20 protein-coding genes are annotated in these 20662 nt (G+C 72.0%); 6 read left to right on the top strand and 14 right to left on the bottom strand.

The window, feature by feature from the left end; genetic code table 11:
• Window positions 1-12 precede the first annotated feature (12 nt).
• The 3 genes from ACPPVT_RS08685 to ACPPVT_RS08675 all read right to left on the bottom strand — a co-directional run bounded on the left by ACPPVT_RS08685 (window position 13) and on the right by ACPPVT_RS08675 (window position 3859).
• A complete protein-coding gene (locus ACPPVT_RS08685) occupies window positions 13-291 on the bottom strand; it encodes a hypothetical protein (RefSeq protein ID WP_426566597.1) in 279 nt (92 codons plus the stop codon).
• A 68-nt stretch (window positions 292-359) separates the two neighbouring features.
• Window positions 360-2630, bottom strand: a complete 2271-nt coding sequence (locus ACPPVT_RS08680) for an ATP-dependent DNA helicase (RefSeq protein WP_426566596.1) — start codon at window positions 2628-2630, stop codon at window positions 360-362.
• 35 nt (window positions 2631-2665) lie between these two features.
• Window positions 2666-3859 carry a hypothetical protein gene (locus ACPPVT_RS08675; RefSeq protein WP_426566595.1) on the bottom strand — a complete coding sequence of 398 codons (1194 nt, stop codon included), beginning with the start codon at window positions 3857-3859 and terminating at the stop codon, window positions 2666-2668.
• 101 nt (window positions 3860-3960) lie between these two features.
• On the opposite strand from ACPPVT_RS08675, the gene ACPPVT_RS08670 reads away from it, so the two are divergent.
• Window positions 3961-4671 (top strand): response regulator transcription factor, encoded by a 711-nt coding sequence (locus ACPPVT_RS08670; RefSeq protein ID WP_426566594.1) that lies wholly within the window; start codon window positions 3961-3963, stop codon window positions 4669-4671.
• A complete protein-coding gene (locus ACPPVT_RS08665) occupies window positions 4668-6053 on the top strand; it encodes a sensor histidine kinase (RefSeq protein WP_426566593.1) in 1386 nt (461 codons plus the stop codon). Before ACPPVT_RS08670 ends, ACPPVT_RS08665 begins: the two co-directional genes overlap by 4 nt.
• Here ACPPVT_RS08665 and hflX read toward each other — a convergent pair.
• On the bottom strand, window positions 6041-7534 hold the full coding sequence (hflX, locus tag ACPPVT_RS08660; RefSeq protein WP_426566592.1) for a GTPase HflX: 1494 nt from the start codon (window positions 7532-7534) through the stop codon (window positions 6041-6043). The genes ACPPVT_RS08665 and hflX overlap by 13 nt on opposite strands.
• 224 nt (window positions 7535-7758) lie before the next feature.
• On the opposite strand from hflX, the gene ACPPVT_RS08655 reads away from it, so the two are divergent.
• Window positions 7759-8418: a class I SAM-dependent methyltransferase gene (locus tag ACPPVT_RS08655; protein ID WP_426566591.1), complete on the top strand. Its 660-nt coding sequence runs from the start codon at window positions 7759-7761 to the stop codon at window positions 8416-8418.
• Window positions 8419-8464: 46 nt separating this feature from the next.
• On the opposite strand, the gene ggt is transcribed toward ACPPVT_RS08655, so the two are convergent.
• The 4 genes from ggt to miaB form a co-directional block, all read right to left on the bottom strand.
• Window positions 8465-10285, bottom strand: a complete 1821-nt coding sequence (gene ggt / locus ACPPVT_RS08650; RefSeq protein WP_426566590.1) for a gamma-glutamyltransferase — start codon at window positions 10283-10285, stop codon at window positions 8465-8467.
• Window positions 10286-10399: 114 nt separating this feature from the next.
• The gene (dapF, locus tag ACPPVT_RS08645; protein ID WP_426566589.1) at window positions 10400-11275 is read right to left on the bottom strand and encodes a diaminopimelate epimerase; all 876 of its coding nucleotides are present in this window, start codon (window positions 11273-11275) and stop codon (window positions 10400-10402) included.
• A 7-nt stretch (window positions 11276-11282) separates the two neighbouring features.
• Window positions 11283-12332 carry a tRNA (adenosine(37)-N6)-dimethylallyltransferase MiaA gene (miaA, locus tag ACPPVT_RS08640; RefSeq protein ID WP_426567103.1) on the bottom strand — a complete coding sequence of 350 codons (1050 nt, stop codon included), beginning with the start codon at window positions 12330-12332 and terminating at the stop codon, window positions 11283-11285.
• Window positions 12221-13750, bottom strand: coding sequence for a tRNA (N6-isopentenyl adenosine(37)-C2)-methylthiotransferase MiaB (gene miaB, locus ACPPVT_RS08635; protein WP_426566588.1), 1530 nt, complete (start codon window positions 13748-13750; stop codon window positions 12221-12223). Before miaB ends, miaA begins: the two co-directional genes overlap by 112 nt.
• Before the next feature lie 40 nt (window positions 13751-13790).
• On the opposite strand from miaB, the gene ACPPVT_RS08630 reads away from it, so the two are divergent.
• On the top strand, window positions 13791-14573 hold the full coding sequence (locus ACPPVT_RS08630) for an amino acid ABC transporter ATP-binding protein (protein ID WP_426566587.1): 783 nt from the start codon (window positions 13791-13793) through the stop codon (window positions 14571-14573).
• Between the two features lie 11 nt (window positions 14574-14584).
• Here ACPPVT_RS08630 and ACPPVT_RS08625 read toward each other — a convergent pair whose 3' ends face one another.
• Together ACPPVT_RS08625 and recA are read right to left on the bottom strand one after the other, a co-directional pair.
• On the bottom strand, window positions 14585-15154 hold the full coding sequence (locus ACPPVT_RS08625; protein ID WP_426566586.1) for a regulatory protein RecX: 570 nt from the start codon (window positions 15152-15154) through the stop codon (window positions 14585-14587).
• Between the two features lie 5 nt (window positions 15155-15159).
• A complete protein-coding gene (recA, locus tag ACPPVT_RS08620) occupies window positions 15160-16209 on the bottom strand; it encodes a recombinase RecA (RefSeq protein ID WP_426566585.1) in 1050 nt (349 codons plus the stop codon).
• A 212-nt stretch (window positions 16210-16421) separates the two neighbouring features.
• Between recA and ACPPVT_RS08615 the strand changes: the two genes are divergently transcribed.
• On the top strand, window positions 16422-16640 hold the full coding sequence (locus ACPPVT_RS08615; RefSeq protein WP_426566584.1) for a DUF2277 family protein: 219 nt from the start codon (window positions 16422-16424) through the stop codon (window positions 16638-16640).
• A 20-nt stretch (window positions 16641-16660) separates the two neighbouring features.
• Here the strand turns inward: ACPPVT_RS08615 and ACPPVT_RS08610 are convergent, their stop codons facing one another.
• Genes ACPPVT_RS08610 through ACPPVT_RS08600 form a run of 3 tightly spaced genes read right to left on the bottom strand, consistent with a single transcriptional unit; the run spans window position 16661 to window position 19172 of the window.
• Window positions 16661-17431, bottom strand: coding sequence for an ABC transporter permease (locus ACPPVT_RS08610; protein WP_426566583.1), 771 nt, complete (start codon window positions 17429-17431; stop codon window positions 16661-16663).
• The gene (locus ACPPVT_RS08605) at window positions 17431-18258 is read right to left on the bottom strand and encodes an ABC transporter permease (protein WP_426566582.1); all 828 of its coding nucleotides are present in this window, start codon (window positions 18256-18258) and stop codon (window positions 17431-17433) included. The genes ACPPVT_RS08610 and ACPPVT_RS08605 overlap by 1 nt, the downstream gene beginning before the upstream one ends.
• A complete protein-coding gene (locus ACPPVT_RS08600; protein ID WP_426567102.1) occupies window positions 18258-19172 on the bottom strand; it encodes an ABC transporter ATP-binding protein in 915 nt (304 codons plus the stop codon). Before ACPPVT_RS08600 ends, ACPPVT_RS08605 begins: the two co-directional genes overlap by 1 nt.
• A gap of 294 nt (window positions 19173-19466) precedes the next feature.
• On the opposite strand from ACPPVT_RS08600, the gene ACPPVT_RS08595 reads away from it, so the two are divergent.
• Window positions 19467-20414, top strand: a complete 948-nt coding sequence (locus tag ACPPVT_RS08595; RefSeq protein WP_426566581.1) for a L,D-transpeptidase family protein — start codon at window positions 19467-19469, stop codon at window positions 20412-20414.
• Window positions 20415-20430: 16 nt separating this feature from the next.
• Here the strand turns inward: ACPPVT_RS08595 and ACPPVT_RS08590 are convergent, their stop codons facing one another.
• Window positions 20431-20655, bottom strand: a complete 225-nt coding sequence (locus ACPPVT_RS08590; RefSeq protein WP_426567101.1) for a DUF3046 domain-containing protein — start codon at window positions 20653-20655, stop codon at window positions 20431-20433.
• Between the last annotated feature and the right edge of the window lie 7 nt (window positions 20656-20662).

Here is a 20662-nt window from a genome sequence, read left to right as displayed (position 1 = left end):
GCGCGCCTGGGGTCAGCCCGATCCGTAGTCGGTGGCCAGGATGGCCTCGACCGTCTGCGCCTCGTCGAAGTGCTCGGAGCCGGCGATCTGCGGGATGAAGCCGACCAGCACGCCGTCTCGCATGATCTGCGCCTCCAGCCCCGCGGCGCCGTCGACGTCCCACAGCGCCTCCCGGCCGTCGCCGAGAGGGATGCGCACCCCGAACCGGTACGAGCTGGGTCGGGCGACGCGCGCGATCACCCCCCGCTCCATGAGCGTGGCGGCGATCCGGGTGGCCTCGTCTTCCTGCATGCCCCCATCGTGGCCGATGTTCCTGGACGCCGCCTGGGAGTCCGTCGAACTGGTCTGCCCCGTCGTGCTCAGAACAGCTCGTGCGGAGCGTCCAGCCCGAGGGCGTCCAGGCGGGCCTCGACGACCTCGACCTCGCAGTCGAACTGGTCCGCCAGGTCCTCGACCGTGCATCCCAGCTCGACCCCCTCACACATCGTCGTGTCGTCCTGCGCCGTCCAGGCCCGGCCCTGCACCACACCGGTGCGGCTGGACTCGGGCACCGGCGCGGGCTGCACGGCGGGCACGTCGAGCGGCACCCGGGGCTCGGCGTGGGCCGGTGGCGGCGGTTCGTCCGTGCTCTCCCGCACGGCGTCCACGCGCAGACCGGGCTCGAGCACAGGCAGCACGTCGCCGGCCGCCGAGTCCAGCCGGCGCAGGGCGCCCAGCACCTTCTCGCGGTCCGCGGTCGGCCAGAACGGTGGCATCGAGGCCCGCAGGAACGACCCGTAGCGCGCCGTCGCCAGCCTGGAGTCGAGCACGGCCACGACGCCGCGGTCCTGCGACGAGCGGACCAGCCGCCCGGAGCCCTGGGCCAGCCGCAACGCCGCATGCGTGGCGGCGACTGCCATGAACCCGTTGCCGCCGGCATCAGCGACCGCTTGGGACCGCGCCGACATCAGCGGGTCGTCCGGGCGCGGGAACGGGATCCGGTCGATCACCACGAGGTGACAGGCCGGTCCCGGGACGTCGACGCCCTGCCACAGGGACAGCGTGCCGAACAGGCAGGTCCGGGCGTCCCGGGCGAACGCGCGCACCAGGGTCGGCATCTGGTCCTCGCCCTGGCACAGGATCGGCACGTCCAGCCGTTCCCGCATCGCCTCGGCCGCCGCCTCCGCCGCCCGCCGGGACGAGAACAACCCGAGGGTGCGGCCGCCGGCGGCGGTGATCAGGTCGGCCAGCTCGTCCATCGCCGCTGACGCCGTGCCGTCGCGGCCGGGCGGCGGCAGGTGCTTGGCGCAGTAGAGCACCGCCTGCTTCTCGTACTCGAACGGGCTGCCGACGTCGACCCCCTGCCAGGGTGGCGCGTCCGGGCCGGTCAGCCCCATCGACGCGGCCGCCGCGTCGAAGCTGCCGCCGAGCTCGAGGGTGGCCGACGTAAGTACCACGGTCCGCTCCGGGAACAGCCGCTCACGCAGCAGTCCGGCCACTCCGATCGGCGCGACGTGCAGGACCGGGCCGCGGCGCGCGTCGTCGCCCAACCAGGCCACGTCGTGGTCGTTACCCGACAGCAGCCGCTCGCTGACCTCGAAGACCTCGTCGACCTCGGCGCGCGCCACCTGTCGGGCGCCGTCCACCTCAACGCTCTTGTCCGCCTTGATCTCACTCTGCACCGCACGGGCAGCGTCGCGGACGGCCGCGAGTGCCACACCGAGGCTCTCCGGCATCGACGTCAGGCGGCCGGCGGGCGCGCCCTCCAGCACCTCGCGCAGCCCGTCGGCGGACAGGCTGAGCGCGTCGACGTCCGCCATCCGCGCGGCCCGCCGGGCCGCGCGCTCCACCATCGACGCGGTCAGCTCGTCGGTGATCGTCGACGTGACGCGATCCACCAGCTCGTGTCCCTCGTCGACCACGACGAGGTCGTGCTCAGGCAGGATCTGGCGGCCCTCGAACGCGTCGATGGCCAGCATCGAGTGGTTGGTGACCACGACGTCGGACACCTTGGCGGCGCCCCGCGCCTGCTCGACGAAGCACTCCTCGACCATCGGGCACTTGCCGCCCAGGCACTCGTGCGCGGACACCGAGACCTGCCGCCAGGCCCGTTCGGAGACCCCCGGTACCAGCTCGTCGCGGTCGCCGGACTCCGTCTCCTGGGCCCACTCGCGCAACCGGACAACCTCGTCGCCGAGCTTGCTGGTCAGCACCGGCGTGCCGAACAGCGCGTCGTCCTCCTCCTCCGGGAAGCCGCCGACCAGCTTGTGCCGGCACAGGTAGTTTCGCCGCCCCTTGACCAGCCCGAAGGTGGCGCGCCGGCCGAGCAGCGGCGCGAGCGCCTCGCTGATCCGCGGAAGGTCGCGGTCGACCACCTGGGCCTGCAGAGCCAGAGTGGCGGTGGCGATCACCACCGGACGTCGGGTGGCGACGGCTCGGGCGATGGCGGGCACCAGGTAGGCCAGGGACTTGCCGGTGCCGGTGCCCGCCTGTACCAGCAGGTGCTCGCTGTTGGTCACCGCAGCAGCGACGGCCTGGGCCATCTGCACCTGCCCGGGGCGCTGGACGCCGCCGACGCCCGCGACCGCGGCCTCGATCAGCGGTGCCAGGTCGGCGGACTCGGGGGTGGCTCTCGGACGGGCGGCGGGCACCCACCGACCCTACTGGCCGACGCGGTGCGGGCCGTTCAGGCGGCGCCGGCGAGCGCCTGCTGCAGCTGCTGCGTGGGCGGTGCCATGGCGAAGGCGTAGCGCAGCTGGTCGGCGCTGCTGCCCGGCTCGACGAGCCAGACGTGGGTCATGTAGCCGCTGGTGTGCGACCTCGTGCCACTGGGGCAGGCGGCGTTCTCGTCGCCCCCGGGCGGCCGGGTGCGCTCGCCGCCGCGGCCGATGCACATGTGGTGGTAGTGCCAGCGCATGTACGGCTGGAACCGGGCAGGCGGCTGCTGGCCCTGCGCGGTGAACATCACGCCGATCAGGGTGAGCCCGCCGTCTTCGGTGCGGTGGTAGATCAGCGTCTCGGGCGCGCTCGGGTCCACGAGCTTGTCGTCCGTGCGGGCCTGTGGCTGCGGGACGTGCAGGGCGGCGATCTGGCCGGGCTGCTTGCCGTCGTGCTTCTTCGACCACTTAGACAGCGCGCCAGCGATGTCGTACCCGGCGCTCGTCGCGGCCGCGGGGTCGCGGTACTCGGCGGTGTCCGACTCCAGCGTGGTGACCAGCCGGCGGCCCGCGGCGGTCTGCGCCGCGGTGGCGCGCGAGACGTCCGGCAGGTTCGCCATCTCATGACGCTCCCCGTTGCCGTGCGCCGAGCCGCCGGACGCCGGGTCGCCGGCCATGTCGGCCATGTCGGCCATCGCCTCGTCGGCGTGGTCGCCGGTGTCCGAGTGCTCCCCAGGGGCAGCCACCGCGATCCCGCTGGCCAGCACCACCAACGCCGCCACGGTGCTGACCACCAGGCCGGCCGCCCTGCTCGCCGACCAGCCGGTGGGGACGGCACCGTTTCGCCGCACCCAGAGCACCAGGGCCGTGCAGGCCGCGGCCGCCAGCAGCTCGAGACCGGCGCAGATGCCGTCCGTGACTCCCCACGGCTCCGGCTCACCGGCGGCCGGGCCGAAGGGCAGCCCGCTGGTGCGGGTCAGCGCCCACAGGCCCACAGTCGCCAGGTTCAGCGCGCCGGTGGCTGCGGCCAGCCGCACGGTGGGGGCCACCCACAGCCGCCAGCCGAGCAGTCCTTGGGCCACGCTGAGCACCAGGAAGAACGTGCCGAACAGCCACCATTCTTGGAAGTGCTCGCCAGCCACCGCGAGGTGGATCGCGGCCGCTCCGCCGGTCCCCAGCGCGGCGATCCGGGCGGCAGCCATGACGCGGTCGTCGGTTCTCATGAAGGCCAGCCTGGAGCGTCCAGGTCAGCGGGTCGCTCGGCCTGTGTCAGCATCCTGTACGAACGTTGCGCCGACCCCGGACCGACCACGACGGTGAGGACATGGAACCTGTTCGCCGCGTCCTCGTCGTCGAGGACGAACCGGCTCTGGCCGACCTGGCCAGGATGTACCTGGAGCGGGACGGCTTCGTCGTCGACCTGGCTCGTGACGTCGCCACCGCCGAGGCGGTCGCCGCCCGCACCCCGCCACACGTCGTACTGCTCGACATCGGGCTGCCGGGCGGGCGGGACGGCGTCGACCTGTGCCGGGCGATGCGGGCCCGCGGGGACTGGACGCCGGTGATCCTGGTGACCGCGCGCGACGACGAGGTCGACCGGGTGATCGGCCTCGAGCTCGGCGCCGACGACTACGTGACCAAGCCCTACTCACCTCGCGAGCTCGTCGCCCGGGTGAAGGCGGTGCTGCGGCGCAGCGCCGGTGGTCCGGCGCACCGGCAGTCGCCGGACGAACCGCCGCTGCAGGTCGGCCGGGTACGGCTGGACCTCGGCCGCCGGCTGGTGTGGGTGGACGAGAAACCAGTGGAGCTCACCACCACTGAGTTCGACCTGCTGGCGCACCTGATGCGTCGCCCGGGACGGGTCTTCCCACGAGGTGAGCTGCTCTCCCAGGTCTGGGACTACCCCTCGGACGACGCGACGCGCACCGTGGACGTTCACGTGGCCCAGGTGCGGGCCAAGCTCGGTGACGCCAGCCCGATCCGCACCGTGCGCGGCGTCGGGTACGCGGCCGACGACCGCGGCCGGACCGCATGACGGCGCGTCAGGCACCGCGGCCCTCGCTGGCGCAGCGCACCACGCTGGTGATCACGGCGACCGTCACCCTGGCGGTGCTGGTGGCCGGCCTGCTGTCGATCGGGCTGGTGCGGCAGGCGGCCCGGGGTGAGGCCCGCCGTTCCCTGGCCTCGCAGGCCGACCTCGTCTCGGACCTGGTGGACGTCGCGAACCCGGCCCGGATCACCCAGGGCCTGCGCGCGCTGCGCGCCGCCAATACGCCGGTCGCCCGGGTCCAGCCCAACGGGACGGTGCGCGGCGACGCGCTTGCCGTGCTCGCCGCCGAGCGCGGCAAGGCCCGGCTGCAGGCCGGCCAGCCGGTCTCGCTGACGTTCCAGGCGTCCGGCCGAACCGTGATCGCCGAGGGACGGCCGTTGTCAAACGGCGGCGCCCTGGTGCTGGCCCGCACCCAGTCCGACGCGCTCGGGCCGGCGGTGCGGTTGCTCTGGCGGCAGATCCTCGCGCTGGGCATCGCTCTCGTGGTGGCCATCGTGGCGGGGGTGCTGCTGGCTCGCTGGTTGACGAAACCGTTGCAGCGCATGGCTTCTGCCGCAGACCGACTCGCCGCCGGCGAGCGGGACGTCCGGCTCGACCCGAGCGGACCGCGCGAGCTCGCCCAGGTGGCCGACGCGGTCAACGGGCTCAGCGAGGCGCTCGGGGCCAGCGAGCAGCGTCAACGCGACTTCCTGCTGTCGGTCTCGCACGAGCTGCGCACCCCACTGACGGCGGTGCGCGGGTACGCCGAGGCGCTCGCGGACGGCGTCACCTCGGGCGACGAGGTGCCCGCGGTCGGCCGCACCCTGCTGGCCGAGTCGGACCGGCTGCAGCGACTGGTGGGCGACCTGCTCGACCTGGCCCGGCTGGACGCGGTCGACCTGCGCATCGACGCCGTGGCCGTCGACCTGGTCGGCCTGCTGGACGACGCCGAGCCCGTCTGGCGCTCGCGCTGCGCGAAGGACGGCCAGGTGCTGCGCATGGAGCGACCGTCCTCACCGGTCGTCGTCAGCACCGACCCGACCCGGGTTCGGCAGGTGCTGGACGGACTGGCCGAGAACGCCGTCCGGGTCACGCCGTCCGGGTCACCGGTGGTGCTCGCAGTGCGCGTCGAGGACCGTTGGGCCGTGCTCGAGGTGCGCGACGGCGGCCCTGGCCTGACCGACGACGACCTCACCGTGGCGTTCGAGCGGTCCGCGCTGCACCAGCGGTACGTCGGGCAGCGGCCGGTCAGCACCGGCCTCGGCCTGGCCATCGTGGCGACCATCGCCAGGCGGCTCGGCGGCACTGCGCAGGCTGCGCACGCGCCGGAGGGCGGAGCGCGCTTCCGCTTGCTGCTACCGCTCGACGACCCCGGTCAGACCGCGTAGGCAGCCAGCTCGCCGGCCAACGCGGGACGGACCCGAGCGGTCAGCGCGGTACCGTCGGCCAAGTGCTCCTCGGTGAGCACCTCGCCGTCGCGGTGCACCTTGCTGACCAGGTCGCCGCGCCCGTACGGCAGCAGCACCTCGACCTTGATGTCCGGCCGCGGCAGCAGCTGCTCGATCCGCCCCCGCAGCTCAGCCAGCCCCTCGCCGGTGCGGGCCGAGACGACCACCACGGAGCGCTCGCGCGAACGGATCCGGGCGATCACCTCGGGATCGGCGGCGTCGGCCTTGTTGAGCACGATCAGCTCGGGCACCTGGTGCGCCTCGACGTCCGCCAGAACCGTTCGCACGGCCTGGATCTGGCCCTCCGGGTCGGGGTGCGAGGCGTCCACGACGTGCAGCACCAGATCGCTGTCGGCGACCTCCTCCAGCGTCGAGCGGAACGCCTCGACCAGCTGGTGCGGCAGCTGGCGGACGAACCCGACGGTGTCGGCCAGGGTGTACGTGCGTCCGTCGCTGGTCTCGGCCCGGCGCACGGTCGGGTCCAGGGTGGCGAACAGCGCGTTCTCGACCAACACTCCAGCGCCCGTGAGCCGGTTCAGCAGGCTGGACTTGCCGGCGTTGGTGTAGCCGGCGATCGCCACGCTCGGCACCTCGTGACGCTTGCGGTCGTGCCGGCTGACGTCGCGGGCCGTCTTCATCTCGCGGATCTGGCGGCGAAGCTTGGCGATCCGGGTGCGGATCCGGCGCCGGTCGAGCTCGATCTTCGTCTCACCGGGGCCGCGCGAGCCGATGCCCTCACCACCGGCCACTCGTCCACCGGCCTGCCGGGACATCGACTCGCCCCAGCCGCGCAGGCGCGGCAGCAGGTACTCGAGCTGCGCGAGCTCGACCTGCGCCTTGCCCTCCCGGCTGCGGGCGTGCTGGGCGAAGATGTCCAGGATCAGCGCGGTGCGGTCGATGACCTTGACCTTGACCACGTCCTCGAGGGCACGGCGCTGGGACGGCGCCAGCTCGCCGTCGCAGATCACCGTGTCGGCGCCGGTCTCGACCACGATGTCGCGCAGCTCGATGGCCTTGCCGGAGCCGAGGAACGTACCCGGGTCGGGCTGGTCGCGGCGCTGCATGATGGCGTCGAGCACCTGGGAGCCGGCGGTCTCGGCGAGCGCGGCGAGCTCGGCCAGCGAGTTCTCGCCGTCGCGCAGGTCACCGTTGAACACGCCGGCCAGCACGACCCGCTCAAGACGGAGCTGGCGGTACTCGACCTCGGTGACGTCCGCGAGCTCGGTGGACAGACCGGCGACCCGGCGCAGCGCGTGGCGCTCCTCCAGGTCCAGCTGGTCGCCGTCGAAGCCGCCGTCGTACTCGCGGTCGTACTCGCGGTCGTGGGCGTCGTCGGAGCCGCCGTCGTACCCATCAGCCGAGCCGGCCAGGACGTCGTCCTGCGGGTCGATGGGGTCTGCTGCGGCGGCGCGGCGGTTCACGGATCTCCTGGTGCTGGGGTTCGACGTCGGAAGACCAACGTGACATAGGAACGACCGGGGCGGCTACTGGATTCCCGCCTACGCGTGCAACTGGGGTGCGCCGAAGGTGCACGGGTGGGTGCGCGGGTGGGTGCGCCGGTGGATGCGCCGGTGGATGCGCGGGTGGGTGCGCGCCCCTGGGCTCGGCACCACTGGTGCGCTGGGCGGGCTGCCAGAATGTCCCGGTGCAGAGCAGCGACGACCCGCCCGGTGCGGCCGAGACGGACCACTACTTCACCGCGCAGCCGGCCAGTGCCGCGGACCTGCGCCCGCTGCGGGTGCGACTGGGCGACCGCGAGCTCGACCTGGTGACCGCGCCCGGGGTGTTCAGCCCCGGACGGCTGGACGCCGGCACCCAGGTGCTGCTGCACGAGGCCCCGCCCGCTCCCGAGCACGGCGACCTGCTGGACCTCGGCTGCGGCTGGGGCCCGATCACCCTCAGCCTCGCGCTCGACAGCCCGGCCGCGACCGTGTGGGGCGTGGACGTCAACGAGCGCGCGATCGCGCTACTGCGCCGCAATGCCGAGCGGGTCGCTGCCACCGGCGTGCGAGCGTGCCTGCCCGACGAGGTGCCGGACGACCTCCGGTTCGCCGCGATCTGGAGCAACCCGCCGATCCGGGTCGGCAAGGCGGTCCTGCATCAGCTCTTGCTGCGTTGGCTGCCCCGGCTGGACGTGGGAGCCAGCGCATACCTCGTGGTGCAGCGAAACCTGGGCTCGGACTCGCTGCACCGCTGGCTCGACGAACAGCTGGGGCCGCGTGGCTTCCAGGTCAGCCGGGCGGCCACCGCACGCGGCTTCCGGGTGCTGCGGGTGACCGCCCCCGCCGCGCCGCCCCCGTGGTGACCCTGCACGTTGCCCACCAAGGCGGAGTGACCGGGACGTACCCAGGTCAGCCTCCGGGACGGACCACCTGAGCCGAGCCACCGCCACGGCGGACCGGCTCCGCGGCTGCTTGGAAGGTCCCGTCGGCGCGGATCACGATGCCGGTGGCGGCTCCGATCTCCGGCGTGCTGGACATCACGTGCCCGAGCGCGCTCAGGGCGGCGCCTTCGGGTCCGGAGTAGATCGCCGGTTCGGCCTGCTCCACCCCGTTGCGTGACGACAGCCGCGGTGCTGCGATGGCGTTCTCCAGCGACAGGCCGCGGTCCAGGTACTCGGTGAGCACCTGCGAGACGGTCGTGATGATGGTGGCCCCGCCCGGCGAACCGAGGGCGAGCACCGGACGGCCGTGCACCGTGACGATGGTCGGGCTCATCGACGAGCGCGGCCGCTTGCCCGGCGCCGGCAGGTTGGGATCGGGCACGCCGGCCGTCAGCGGGACGAAGTCGAAGTCGGTCAGCTCGTTGTTCAGCAGGAAGCCCCAGCCTGGCACCGTGATCGCCGAGCCACCGGTCTGCTCGATGGTCAAGGTGTACGACGCGACGTTGCCCCACCTGTCGGCCACGGTCAGGTGCGTCGTCCCGTGGTCGTCCCGCGCGGCGTCCTGGTGGGTGGCGCCGGTCGAGCACGAGTACGAGCCGTCGGGGCTGCCGAACGGCACCGGACGCGCGGCCGCGGCGGTCGGGCTGAACAGCGCGCACGCCCGCTCGTCGGCGAACCCCTGGGAGGTGAGCTGCTTCGCGGGTACACCGGGTACGTTGCCGATCCACCTGTTCCGGTCCGCGAACGCGGTCGCGGTGGCCTCGCTGAACCGGTGCAGGTACTGCGCCTCGTCGACGTCCGAGATGCTCTGCCGGGTCTGCCGGTCGTACGCCTCCAGCAGGTTCAGCGACTCACCCACCGTGATCCCGCCGGAAGAGGGCACCGGCATGCCCCGCACGTCCAGCCCGCGGTAGCGGGTCGTCGTAGGGGTGGGTTGCTGCGCCTGGTAGTCCTTGAGGTCGCCCGTGGTGATCTGACCGGGATAGACCGTCGAGCCGTCGCTGGTGACTGGATGCTGCGCCGCGGCCACCAGTGCCGCGCCGAGCCTGCCTCGGTAGAGGGACTTGACCCCGTGGGCGCGCAGCTCGCCGTACGCCTTGGCCATGTCCGGGTTCGTGAACACCGATCCGGTGGCCGGCGGCTGCCCGCCCTTGAGGTACAGCGCGGCGGTCGCCGGGAACCGGGCGAACCGCGTGGCGTTGTCGACGACCTGCTGATGGAACGTCGCGTCCACCACGAAGCCGCGCCGCGCGACGTCCTGGGCCGGCTTCATCAGGTCGGCGAACGACTCGGTGCCCCAGCGTCGCGCGACCGTGTCCCACAGCGCAGGCGTGCCCGGCACCCCGACCGACAGGCCGGAGTTGACCACGGTGTTGAAGTCCAGTGCGGCTCCGGAACCGTCGGTGAAGGTGGTGCTGGTGAACGTCCGCGGCGCGGTCTCGCGGCCGTCGACCGCGTGCACGCTGCGGTGCTTGGCGTCGTAGTACACCAGGAACCCGCCGCCCCCGATGCCCGAGGAGAACGGCTCGGTGACGCCGAGCGCTGCCGCCGCGGCCACCGCTGCGTCCGCTGCGTTGCCGCCGCGACGCAGGACGTCGATCCCGACCTGGGTCGCGACCTCGTCCACCGACGAGACCGCTCCCCCGCCACCGGTCATCACCGGCACCTTCGGCGGCGGGATGACCGGGCCCGAGTCCGACGTCGAGCTGGCAGCGCCTGCGGGTGGAGCGAGCAGGCCTCCGGCTACCGCAAGAGCGGCGGCGAATGCGATAAGAACAGGACTCTTCATAACAGACCCTCCCGAACCGGCACGTTCTGCCAACCTAGGCGGGACGGCCGACAGCTGCCATTCGGCGCCACGCCCGACGGGATGGGCGAACATGCATGATCACCGCGAGGCGGGTCAGAGCGTGAGCGTGCCGTCCGCGACCAGCTCGGCCGGGCCGGCCAGCTCGACGGTCCCGCCCGGGCGAAGCAGCACCCGCAGGGTGCCGCCGGGGACGTCTACCCGCCAGGCGTCCGGCTCACCCCCACCGGCGACGTTGGTCCATGCGCGGGCCGCCAGCGCAGCGGCCGCTGCGCCCGTGCCGCAGGAACGGGTCTCCCCCACCCCGCGCTCGTGCACTCGCATCCGGACGTGACCGGCGCCCAACATGACGACGAACTCCACGTTCGTGCCGTTCGGCGGTTCCGGGGTGACGTGCGGCGCGTCGGTCAGGTCCAGCGCCGCCAGGTCGGTCTCGTTCGGCAGCATCACCACGGTGTGCGGGTTACCGAGGTCGAGCGAGAGGCCGGCCACCGAGCCGTCCAGGCCGTGCACGGCGACCCGCGCGTCCCCGCCGTCGTCCAGCGCCTGCTCGCCGCCCACCACGCGCCAGGGGCCGAGGTCGACGGCGAGCTCGTCGCCGTCCACCCGCACCCGCTTGGTGCCGGCGCGCGTCGCCACGGCCAGCTCGCCGCCGTCCCAGGACAGGCCGTCGACCAGCCCCTCGCGCAGCAGGTAGGACACAAAGACGCGGACGCCGTTGCCGCACATCTCGGCGGCCACGCCGTCCGCGTTGCGGTAGTCCATGAACCACTCGGCGGACTCAGCCTGGTCGGCCACCTCGGGGACGTCGCGGGCCCGCACGACCCGGATCACGCCGTCCGCACCGAGGCCGGCGTGCCGGTCGGTGATCCGGCGAACCTGCTCGGCGGTCAGGTCGACGGTGGCGTCCAGGTCTCGGACCAGCACGAAGTCGTTCTCGGTCCCGTGGCCCTTGGTGAAGGTCAGCTGCACGAGACCATCATCCGGTACGCGCGGCCGATCCCGCAGCACCGACCTCGCCCAGCGCCTGCTCGAGCAGGTCAGGCGCGTCGTGCGGCAGCCAGGCGATCCGGTCGTCGCGGGCGAACCAGGACTCCTGGCGGCGCACCAGCCGCCTGGTCAGGCGGGCGGTCTCGTCCATCGCCTCGTGCTCGTCCAGCCGTCCGTCCAGCTGGCCGAGCGCCTGCGCGTAGCCGACGGCCCGCATTGCCGTGCGTCCCTCGCGCAGGCCGAGCGGGAGCAGGCGCTGCACCTCGGCCAGCAGCCCGGCGTCCCACATCGACCGCACCCGGACGCCGATCCGCTGGTCCAGCTCGGGCCGCGGAGCCCGCAGGCCGATCTGGACGGCGGTGCGACGGTAGGCCGGCTCGGGCAGGGTCGCAGAGAACGGCCGCCCGGTCAGCCGGACCACCTCCAGAGCCCGCACCACGCGGCGGACGTTGCCCGGCAGGATGCGTCCCGCGGACGCAGGGTCGAGCTCGGCGAGCCTGGCGTGCATGGCCGCGGCGCCCAGCCGCTCGGCCTCGACCTCCAGCTCGGCGCGAACGGCCGGGTCGGTGGGCGGGATCTCCAGCAGGTCCAACGCGGCCCGTACGTAGAGCCCGGACCCGCCCACCAGGACCGGCACCCGCCCCCGGGCCAGCACGTCACCCAGGGCCGCCTCGACCGCACGCTGGTAGGCGGCCAAGGTCGCCTCTTGGGCCACGTCGAGCACGTCGAGCAGGTGGTGCGGCACCCCTTGGCGCTCGGCGACGGGCAGCTTCGCCGTGCCGACGTCCATGCCGCGGTAGAGCTGCATGGCGTCGGCGTTGACCACCTCACCGTCCAGGGCGCGGGCGAGCGCCACCCCGAGGTCGGACTTGCCCGTCGCGGTTGCGCCGACCACCGCGACGACGAGCCCGTCGTGCGGACCGGACGTCACCGGCAGCCCTGGACCACCGGGGTCGCGGCCGGCGCGCCGAGGCCCGGCAGGCCTAGACCGACCGGCTTCGGCCCCGGACTCTGCGGCTGCGCCTGGCGGGCCTGCCAGGCGTCGCCGGCCCGGGTCCGGCGCACCGCGTACGGGCCCCCGGACAGCGCAGCGTCGGCGACCAGGTGGTGCGGCGCCCCGTAGGTGACCTCCACCTGGACGACGTCGCCGGGACGGGGCACGTCGCCCGCCTCCAGCGCGTGGGGCGGCACCGCGAAGTGGACCAGCCGGTTGTCGGCGGCGCGGCCACTGAGACGGTGCGTGGTCTCGTCCTTGCGGCCCTCACCCTCGGCCACCAGCACCTCGAGGACGCGCCCCTCCTGGGTCCGGTTCTCCGCCCAGGAGATCTCGTCCTGCAGGGCGACCAGCCGCTCGTAACGCTCCTGCACGACCGCCTTGGGTAGCTGGTCGGGCAGGTCTGCGGCCGGGGTGCCGGGCCGCCGGGAGTACTGGAAGGTGAACGCGCTGGCGAAGCGAGCGGCCCGGACGACGTCCAGGGTGGCCTGGAAGTCCTCCTCCGTCTCGCCGGGGAAGCCGACGATGATGTCGGTCGTGATCGCGGCGTGCGGGATGCGCGCGCGCACCGAGTCGATGATGTCCAGGAACCGACGCGAGCGGTACGAGCGGCGCATGCCCTTGAGCACCCGGTCGGAGCCGCTCTGCAGTGGCATGTGCAGGCTCGGCATCACGTTCGGGGTCTCGGCCATCGCGTCGATCACGTCGTCGGTGAACGCGGCAGGGTGTGGGCTGGTGAACCGGACCCGCTCGAGCCCACCGATCTCGCCGCAGGAGCGCAGCAGCTTGCCGAAGGCCAACCGGTCGCCGAACTCGACCCCGTAGGTGTTCACGTTCTGGCCGAGCAACGTCACCTCGAGGGCGCCCTCGGCGACCAGCGCCTCCACCTCGGCCAGGATCTCGCCGGGGCGGCGGTCCTTCTCCTTGCCGCGCAGGCTGGGCACGATGCAGAACGTGCAGGTGTTGTTGCAGCCCACGCTGATCGAGACCCAGCCGGCGTAGGCCGACTCACGCTTGGTCGGCAGCGTCGACGGGAACACCTCGAGCGACTCGAGGATCTCGACCTGCGCCTCCTGGTTGTGCCGGGCCCGGTCCAGCAGGGCGGGCAGTGACCCGATGTTGTGCGTGCCGAACACCACGTCGACCCACGGGGCGCGGCGGACGATCTCGCCACGGTCCTTCTGCGCCAGACAGCCACCGACAGCGATCTGCATACCTGGGTGCTGCTTCTTGGTGGGCGCGAGGTGGCCGAGGTTGCCGTAGAGCTTGTTGTCCGCGTTCTCGCGCACCGCGCAGGTGTTGAACACCACCACGTCGGGGGTGCTGCCCTGCTGCGCCGGGGCGTAGCCGGCGTCCTCCAGCAGGCCGGTGAGCCGTTCGGAGTCGTGCACGTTCATCTGGCAGCCGAACGTGCGCACCTCGTAGGTGCGGGCGTCGGCGGTCTGGGTGATCACTTCGTCCATGGCAACGTCCAGGGTACTTGCGTCGCTAGTGTCTGGCGGCATGACCGAACCGGACGCTGGGTCCGCTGCCCCCGCGCAGCCGGATCGTCGGCCGTTCGTGGTCCTGGAGCACGTCAACAAGCACTTCGGCGAGCTGCACGTCCTGCAGGACGTCGACCTGACCGTGGGCGAGGGCGAGGTCGTCGTCCTGATCGGCCCGTCGGGGTCGGGAAAGTCCACCCTGTGCCGGGCGATCAACCGGCTGGAGACGATCGAGTCCGGCACCATCACCCTGGACGGCGTGCCGCTGCCCGCCGAAGGCAGAGCCCTGGCCGGGCTGCGAGCGGACGTCGGCATGGTCTTCCAGTCGTTCAACCTGTTCGCGCACAAGACCATCTTGGAGAACGTCACCCTCGGCCCGATCAAGGTGCGCGGCATCAGCAAGGACGACGCGAGCGCACGGGCGCACGAGCTGCTGGAGCGAGTCGGCGTCCGAGCGCAGGCCGACAAGTACCCGGCCCAGCTGTCGGGCGGCCAGCAGCAGCGAGTGGCGATCGCCCGGGCACTCGCGATGGACCCCAAGGTGATGCTCTTCGACGAGCCGACCTCGGCACTGGACCCCGAGATGATCAACGAGGTGCTGGAGGTGATGACCAGCCTGGCCAGGTCCGGCATGACGATGCTCGTGGTCACCCACGAGATGGGATTCGCACGCCGGGCCGCGGACCGTGTCGTCTTCATGGCCGACGGCCGGATCCTCGAGCAGGCCACGCCGGAGCAGTTCTTCACCGCACCGACCACTGATCGGGCCCGAGACTTCCTTTCCAAGATCCTGCCGCACTGACCGGGCGGCGGTCAGCGCGCCGGTTCGTCCTCGTCCAGAGCCTGGCGGACCACGGACATGATCAGCCCAGAGGGGTAACCCTTGCGCGCCAACATGCCCACCAGTCTGGACATTCTCTTGTCTCGCTCGAGCCCACGGGTTGAGGCGATCCGACGTGCCACCAGGGTTCTCGCCGCGGCTGCTTCCGACTCGTCGTCCACCTGCTCGAGGGCGACGCGGGCGGTCTCGTCGTCCACGCCCTTGCGACGCAGCTCGTGCGCCAGCCCACGACGCCCCAAGCCCCTACCCGCCACCTGCGAGCGGACCAGCATCTCGGCGAAGGCGGCGTCGTCGATCAGTCCGACCTCTTCGAAGCGGTCGAGAACTCGTTCGGCGACGTCCTGCGGAGCCCCTCGCTGGGCGAGCTTGTCCGCCAGCTGCGAACGGCTGCGCGGCGCCATCGTCAGCTGCCGCAACACGATCGCCCTGGCCACCGACTCCGGATCGGCATCTGGCGTGTCGTCGGCGGAACCGCCCGGGGCGGGCTCGCTCGGCGATGCGAGCCGCCCTCCCCGGGCGCGGGCCGGACGTGACGTCGACACGGTGGTTAGAAGTCGACCTTGACCTCGGGCACGGCCACCTCAGCGGGTGCGTCGACCCGGGGCCCGATGCCGAGCTTCTCCTTGATCTTCTTCTCCAGCTCGTTACTCAGGTCGGGGTTGTCGCGCAGGAACGAGCGCGCGTTCTCCTTGCCCTGGCCGAGCTGATCGCCCTCGTAGGTGTACCAGGCACCGGACTTGCGGACGAAGCCCTGCTCCACGCCCATATCGATCAGGCCACCCTCGCGGGAGATGCCCTGGCCGTAGAGGATGTCGAACTCCGCCTGCTTGAACGGCGGGGCCATCTTGTTCTTGACCACCTTGCACCGGGTGCGGTTGCCGACCGGGTCGGTGCCGTCCTTGAGCGTCTCGATGCGACGGACGTCGAGCCGGACCGAGGCGTAGAACTTGAGTGCCTTGCCACCGGTCGTCGTCTCGGGCGAGCCGAACATGACACCGATCTTCTCGCGCAGCTGGTTGATGAAGATCGCCGTGGTCTTGGAGTTGCTCAGTGCGCCGGTGATCTTGCGTAGCGCCTGGGACATCAGCCGAGCCTGCAGACCCACGTGGCTGTCGCCCATCTCGCCCTCGATCTCGGCGCGGGGCACGAGCGCCGCGACGGAGTCGATGACGATGATGTCGAGCGCTCCGGAGCGGATGAGCATGTCGGCGATCTCGAGCGCCTGCTCACCTGTGTCGGGCTGGGAGACCAGCAGCGCGTCGGTGTCCACCCCCAGCTTCTGGGCGTACTCGGGGTCGAGCGCGTGCTCGGCGTCGATGAAGGCAGCGATCCCGCCGGCCTTCTGCGCGTTCGCGACGGCGTGCAGCGCGACGGTCGTCTTGCCCGAGGACTCCGGGCCGTAGATCTCGACCACCCGGCCGCGCGGCAGACCGCCGATGCCGAGGGCGATGTCGAGGGCCACCGAACCGGTGGGGATCACCTCGATCGGCGCACGGACTTCGTCGCCGAGGCGCATGACCGAGCCCTTGCCGAACTGTCGGTCGATCTGCGCGAGCGCCGTGTCGAGCGCCTTCTCGCGGTCTGCGGGAGCGGGCATGTTTCCACCTCGTGGTTCGGGTCGGGGCTGCCGACCGCTACGTCGTGTTGTCATCGACGGAGACGTTAGGCGGCCCCACCGACAACCGTCCCGAGCCGCCCTCGACCTGTGGATCGTGGGACTCACCCGAGCAACTGTGGACAACCCTACCGAACAGGTGTTCGATCCGGCGGAGGCTGTTCCGGCGTGTCGGATCGACGTAAGGTCGAGCCATGTGCCGCAGCATCAAGACCCTCCGTGAGCCGTACACCCACGACGTGAGCCACTCCGACATGCACGCCGCCGCCCTGCAGTACGTGCGCAAGATCAGCGGTTTCCGCGCCCCGGCGGCGCACAACGCGGCCGCGTTCGACGCCGCTGTGCGCGAGGTCGCCGAGGCGACCGAGCGCCTGCTGGACAGCCTGCAGGTCCGCGGCGCGGCCGCCAGCTGACCTGCGCCGCTTGCCGGCCGCTACTTCAGCAGCAGCGCGGCCAGCCGCCGACGGGTCACGGCCAGCCCCACCGCGCCCATCGCCAGCAGTGCCGCGACGTTGCCGAACAACGACCACGACACGTCACCCAGGCAGAGCGCCCGCTCGATCACCACGCCGTGGTAGAGCGGGGACAGCTCGACCAGCCAGCGCAACGCGGGCGGGTAGGCGTCGACCGGGAAGAACGTCCCGGACAGCAGGGTCAGCGGCACGAGCGCCATCTGGATGTAGTCGAAGTCCTGGAAGTTGCGGATCCACGTCGTGGCAGCCATGCCCACAGCGGAGAAGACGAAGCCGATCAGGGTGGCCGCCGGCAGGGCCAGCAGGGCCCACCAGCTGGTGGTCAGACCCATCGCCACCGAGATGAGCAGGAACCCGACCACGTAGCAGCCGGCTCGCATCAACGACCACAGCATCTCCCCGACCGCGATGTCACGCGGGCCGACCGGGGTCGCCAGCATCGCGTCGAACGTGTGCATGTACTTGAGCTTGAAGAACATGTTGTAGGTCGCGTCGAAGACCGCACCGTTCATCGCTGACATCGCGAGCATGGCCGGCGCCATGAACTGCGCATACGTGACGGTCTGTCCGTTCGCCAACGTCACGTCACCGATCAGCGCGCCGAGCCCGAGGCCGAGCGAGAACAGGTAGAACACCGGCTCGAGGAACCCGGTCAGGAACGCGACCCACTGCCGCCGGTAGGTGAGCACGTTGCGCTCGACCACGACGCCGGCCAGGGCGAGGGCGGCCATCAGACCACCATCCGGCGGCGCAGCGTGCGGTGGGCCAGGTACCCACCGACCACGACCCACAGCAGCAGGTAGGCCACGTGCACGAGGTCCGGCCAGAAGGACATCGTGCCCAGCGTCGCGTCGCGGGCGAGCGAGGACCCGTGCCATAGGGGGATCAGGAACGCGACCGGCTGCATCCAGGCCGGCAGCTGGTCGACGGGGAAGAAGGTCCCCGAGAACAGGAACATCGGCACCAGGCCCAGCCGGAAGACGAGGTTGAACGTCGTGTCCGTCTCGGCCCGCGAGGAGATAGCGAACATCGGGCCGGCGTAGGCCAGCGTGACCAGTGCCACCGCGACCAGCGCGAACACCCCAGTCCAGGAAGGAATGGCGCCCAGAACGGCGGCGACGACCAGGAAAACCACGCCGCTGAGCAGCGAGCGCAGCAGGATCGCGGTGAGGTTGCCGGCCACGATGTCCCAGACGCGGACCGGCGTGGCGAGCATCGCGTGGAACTGCCGACCCCACTTGATCGAGCCGAGCACGGGGTAGGACGCGTCGAACACCCCCATCTGCATCGCGGTCGCGACGAGCACCCCTGGCGCGATGAACTCTACGTAGGGCACACCGTCCAGGGCCGAGCTCCCACCGCTGTTGACCAGTGAGCCGAGGCCGTAGCCCATCGCCACCAGGTACAGCAGCGGGGAGAAGAAGCTGCCGAACAGCGTGCCGCGGAAGGTGCGCCGCATCAGCACCAGGAAGTACTCCAGCACCCGGATCACCGGGTGCGGGCCGGCGTCCACCGGCGCGGGAGCGGCCGAAGGTCGACTCAGGGACGTCGTGGCCATCAGTCCACCAGCGTCCGGCCGGTTAGCCGCAGGAAGACGTCCTCCAGGGTGCTGCGCCGAGCCAGCGACGACAGCGGCTGGATGCCCCGCTGGTGCACGGCCACGGTGGCCTGCTCACCGTCGTCCACATAGAGCAGCAGCCGGTCCGGGAGCACCTCGATCCGGTCGGCGACGCCGTCCAGCCGGTCGGCGTGCGGCGTGAGGTCGTCGTCGGCGAACCGGAGCTCGAGCACCTCGCGGGTGGACCACGCCTCGATCAGCGACCGCGGGGTGCCCTCGGCGACGATCCGGCCGGCGTCCATCACCACGAGCCGGTCGCAGAGCTGCTCCGCCTCGTCCATGTAGTGCGTAGTCAGCACGAGCGTGACGCCCTGCCGCTTGAGCCGGAACAGCCGGTCCCACAGCACGTGCCGGGCCTGCGGGTCCAACCCGGTGGTCGGCTCGTCCAGCAGCAGGATCTCGGGGCGGTTGATCAACGCCCGGGCGATCGTCAGCCGGCGCTTCATACCTCCGGACAGCGGCTCGACCATCGCGTCCGCACGCTCGGTCAGGTTCGCGAACTCCAGCAGCTCGTCGGCACGTCGTCGGCACTCGGCCCGGGACAGCCCGAAGTAGCGGCCGTAGATGAGTAGGTTGTCGCGCACGGTGAGCTCGCCGTCGAGCGAGTCCTGCTGAGGCACCACGCCGAGCCGAGCGCGAATCTGGGCGCCCTTCGAGCGAGGGTCCAGGCCCAGGATGCTGAGCTCGCCCCCGGTCGGTGGTGACACGCAGCCGATCATCCGCATCGTCGAGGACTTGCCGGCACCGTTCGGCCCGAGGAAGCCGAACGCCTCGCCGCGCTCGACCCGGACGTCGATGCCGTCGACGGCGGTGAACTCGCCGAACTGCTTGCGTAGCCCGCGCGCCTCGATCATGGGCGCACTTCGCCGGTCGTCGTCCACGCCTTCACCTGACTCGATCTGCTCGGCTGCGCTCTGGCTCGTCCTCTCACTCACCCGAGCGACCCTAACCACGGCCACCGACAGCCGCAGCGTGTTTTCCGCGGTGGCGCCGGTGACCAGGCCGCGTCACAGCCCGGTCACGGTCCAGCTCGCGCCGCGCGTCACCCACGATCCGCCGTCCGGCGTGCGTAGGCTCGATGCAACCGGTCGGTCGCGTCACGCGTGTGCAAGGCAGACGCAGACCACCTACGAGAACGGGGACCGCGAATGCTGGCTGGCCGGCAGGCTGCACGGCTGGAGGTCGGGTCGTCGGCCGTGCGCCGGGGCTCGATCGCCGCGACGACCATCACGCTGGCGCTCGCGCTCGGCGCCTGCGGCCCCACCGGCGAGGACGGAGCCGCCGGCCCGGCCGGGCAGCCGTCCGCCGGCACGAGGTCGTCCGCGACGACGTCCAGCTCTCCGTCCAGCACGAGCCCACCGTCCTTGCCGACTCCCACACCGACTCCCACGGCGACTCCCAGCTCGACGTCCGCACCGACGAGCAGCCCGACGGCTACCGCGACCGGGACGGCCGGGCCCGGCACCTCCCCCACGACCAGCGCCGCGCCGGTCACCGCCAAGACGATCCTGCGGCCCGGGATGGGCGGCCCGTACGTGCTGGCGGCCCAGAAACGGCTCAGCACGCTCGGCTACTGGCTCGGGTCAGCGGACGGCGAGTACGGCTCGAACACCAGCCAGGCCGTCATGGCGTTGCAGAAGGCGGCCGGCCTGGGCCGCGACGGCGTCCTCGGTCCGAAGACGAAGAGGGCCCTCGAGCAGGGTGTCCGACCGCATCCGAGGACGACGTCGGGCTCGGCCGTCGAGGTGGACAAGGACCGCCAGCTCGTCATGGTCGTGGTCGACGGGTCCCTGAAGTACGTGCTGAACACCTCCACCGGCAGCGGCCAGCCGTACACCTCGGACGGTCACGACTACGTCGCGACAACCCCCGAGGGCCGGTTCAGCGTGCAGCGGCAGATCGACGGGCTGCGGGTCAGCCGGCTCGGCGAGCTGTGGCGGCCCAAGTACTTCACCGGCGGGTACGCGCTGCACGGCTCGGCCAGCGTGCCCGGCTACCCGGCCTCGCACGGGTGCGTTCGGCTGTCGAACAGCGCGATCGACTTCCTCTGGTCGTCCGGGACGGCGCCGATCGGCCGCACCGTCTGGGTCTACTGAGGCCCGCGAGGCGGGCTCAGCGTGGGGCGCGCAGGTTGCGCCGACCCCACCGACGCTCCTGCGGTACGTCCATGGCCTCGCACATCGCGACCCAGACGTCGCGCGGCGGCACGTGATCGGCGAGCGCCTGCTCGGCGGTGCGACCACCGAGGGCGCCGACTACCTGGTCGCGTGCCACCGTCCGGGCGTACCCGGCACCGAACTCCTCGTCCATAAGCCGCCAGAACTCGCTGTGTCGCACGAGCGCC

The sequence above is a fragment of the Angustibacter sp. McL0619 genome, from assembly GCF_049994355.1.
Taxonomy (GTDB): domain Bacteria; phylum Actinomycetota; class Actinomycetes; order Actinomycetales; family Angustibacteraceae; genus Angustibacter.
This window is presented reverse-complemented; position numbering and strand designations above follow the sequence as displayed.

Excerpts from the sequence above, each read along its gene's own strand:
- ACPPVT_RS08685 (WP_426566597.1), bottom strand. The coding sequence starts at position 291 with ATGCAGGAAGACGAGGCCACCCGGATCGCCGCCACGCTCATGGAGCGG.
- ACPPVT_RS08675 (WP_426566595.1), bottom strand. The coding sequence starts at position 3,859 with ATGAGAACCGACGACCGCGTCATGGCTGCCGCCCGGATCGCCGCGCTG.
- ACPPVT_RS08670 (WP_426566594.1), top strand. The coding sequence starts at position 3,961 with ATGGAACCTGTTCGCCGCGTCCTCGTCGTCGAGGACGAACCGGCTCTG.
- ACPPVT_RS08665 (WP_426566593.1), top strand. The coding sequence starts at position 4,668 with ATGACGGCGCGTCAGGCACCGCGGCCCTCGCTGGCGCAGCGCACCACG.
- ggt (WP_426566590.1), bottom strand. The coding sequence starts at position 10,285 with ATGAAGAGTCCTGTTCTTATCGCATTCGCCGCCGCTCTTGCGGTAGCC.
- miaB (WP_426566588.1), bottom strand. The coding sequence starts at position 13,750 with ATGGACGAAGTGATCACCCAGACCGCCGACGCCCGCACCTACGAGGTG.
- ACPPVT_RS08630 (WP_426566587.1), top strand. The coding sequence starts at position 13,791 with ATGACCGAACCGGACGCTGGGTCCGCTGCCCCCGCGCAGCCGGATCGT.
- recA (WP_426566585.1), bottom strand. The coding sequence starts at position 16,209 with ATGCCCGCTCCCGCAGACCGCGAGAAGGCGCTCGACACGGCGCTCGCG.
- ACPPVT_RS08615 (WP_426566584.1), top strand. The coding sequence starts at position 16,422 with ATGTGCCGCAGCATCAAGACCCTCCGTGAGCCGTACACCCACGACGTG.
- ACPPVT_RS08610 (WP_426566583.1), bottom strand. The coding sequence starts at position 17,431 with ATGGCCGCCCTCGCCCTGGCCGGCGTCGTGGTCGAGCGCAACGTGCTC.
- ACPPVT_RS08605 (WP_426566582.1), bottom strand. The coding sequence starts at position 18,258 with ATGGCCACGACGTCCCTGAGTCGACCTTCGGCCGCTCCCGCGCCGGTG.
- ACPPVT_RS08600 (WP_426567102.1), bottom strand. The coding sequence starts at position 19,172 with ATGATCGAGGCGCGCGGGCTACGCAAGCAGTTCGGCGAGTTCACCGCC.
- ACPPVT_RS08595 (WP_426566581.1), top strand. The coding sequence starts at position 19,467 with ATGCTGGCTGGCCGGCAGGCTGCACGGCTGGAGGTCGGGTCGTCGGCC.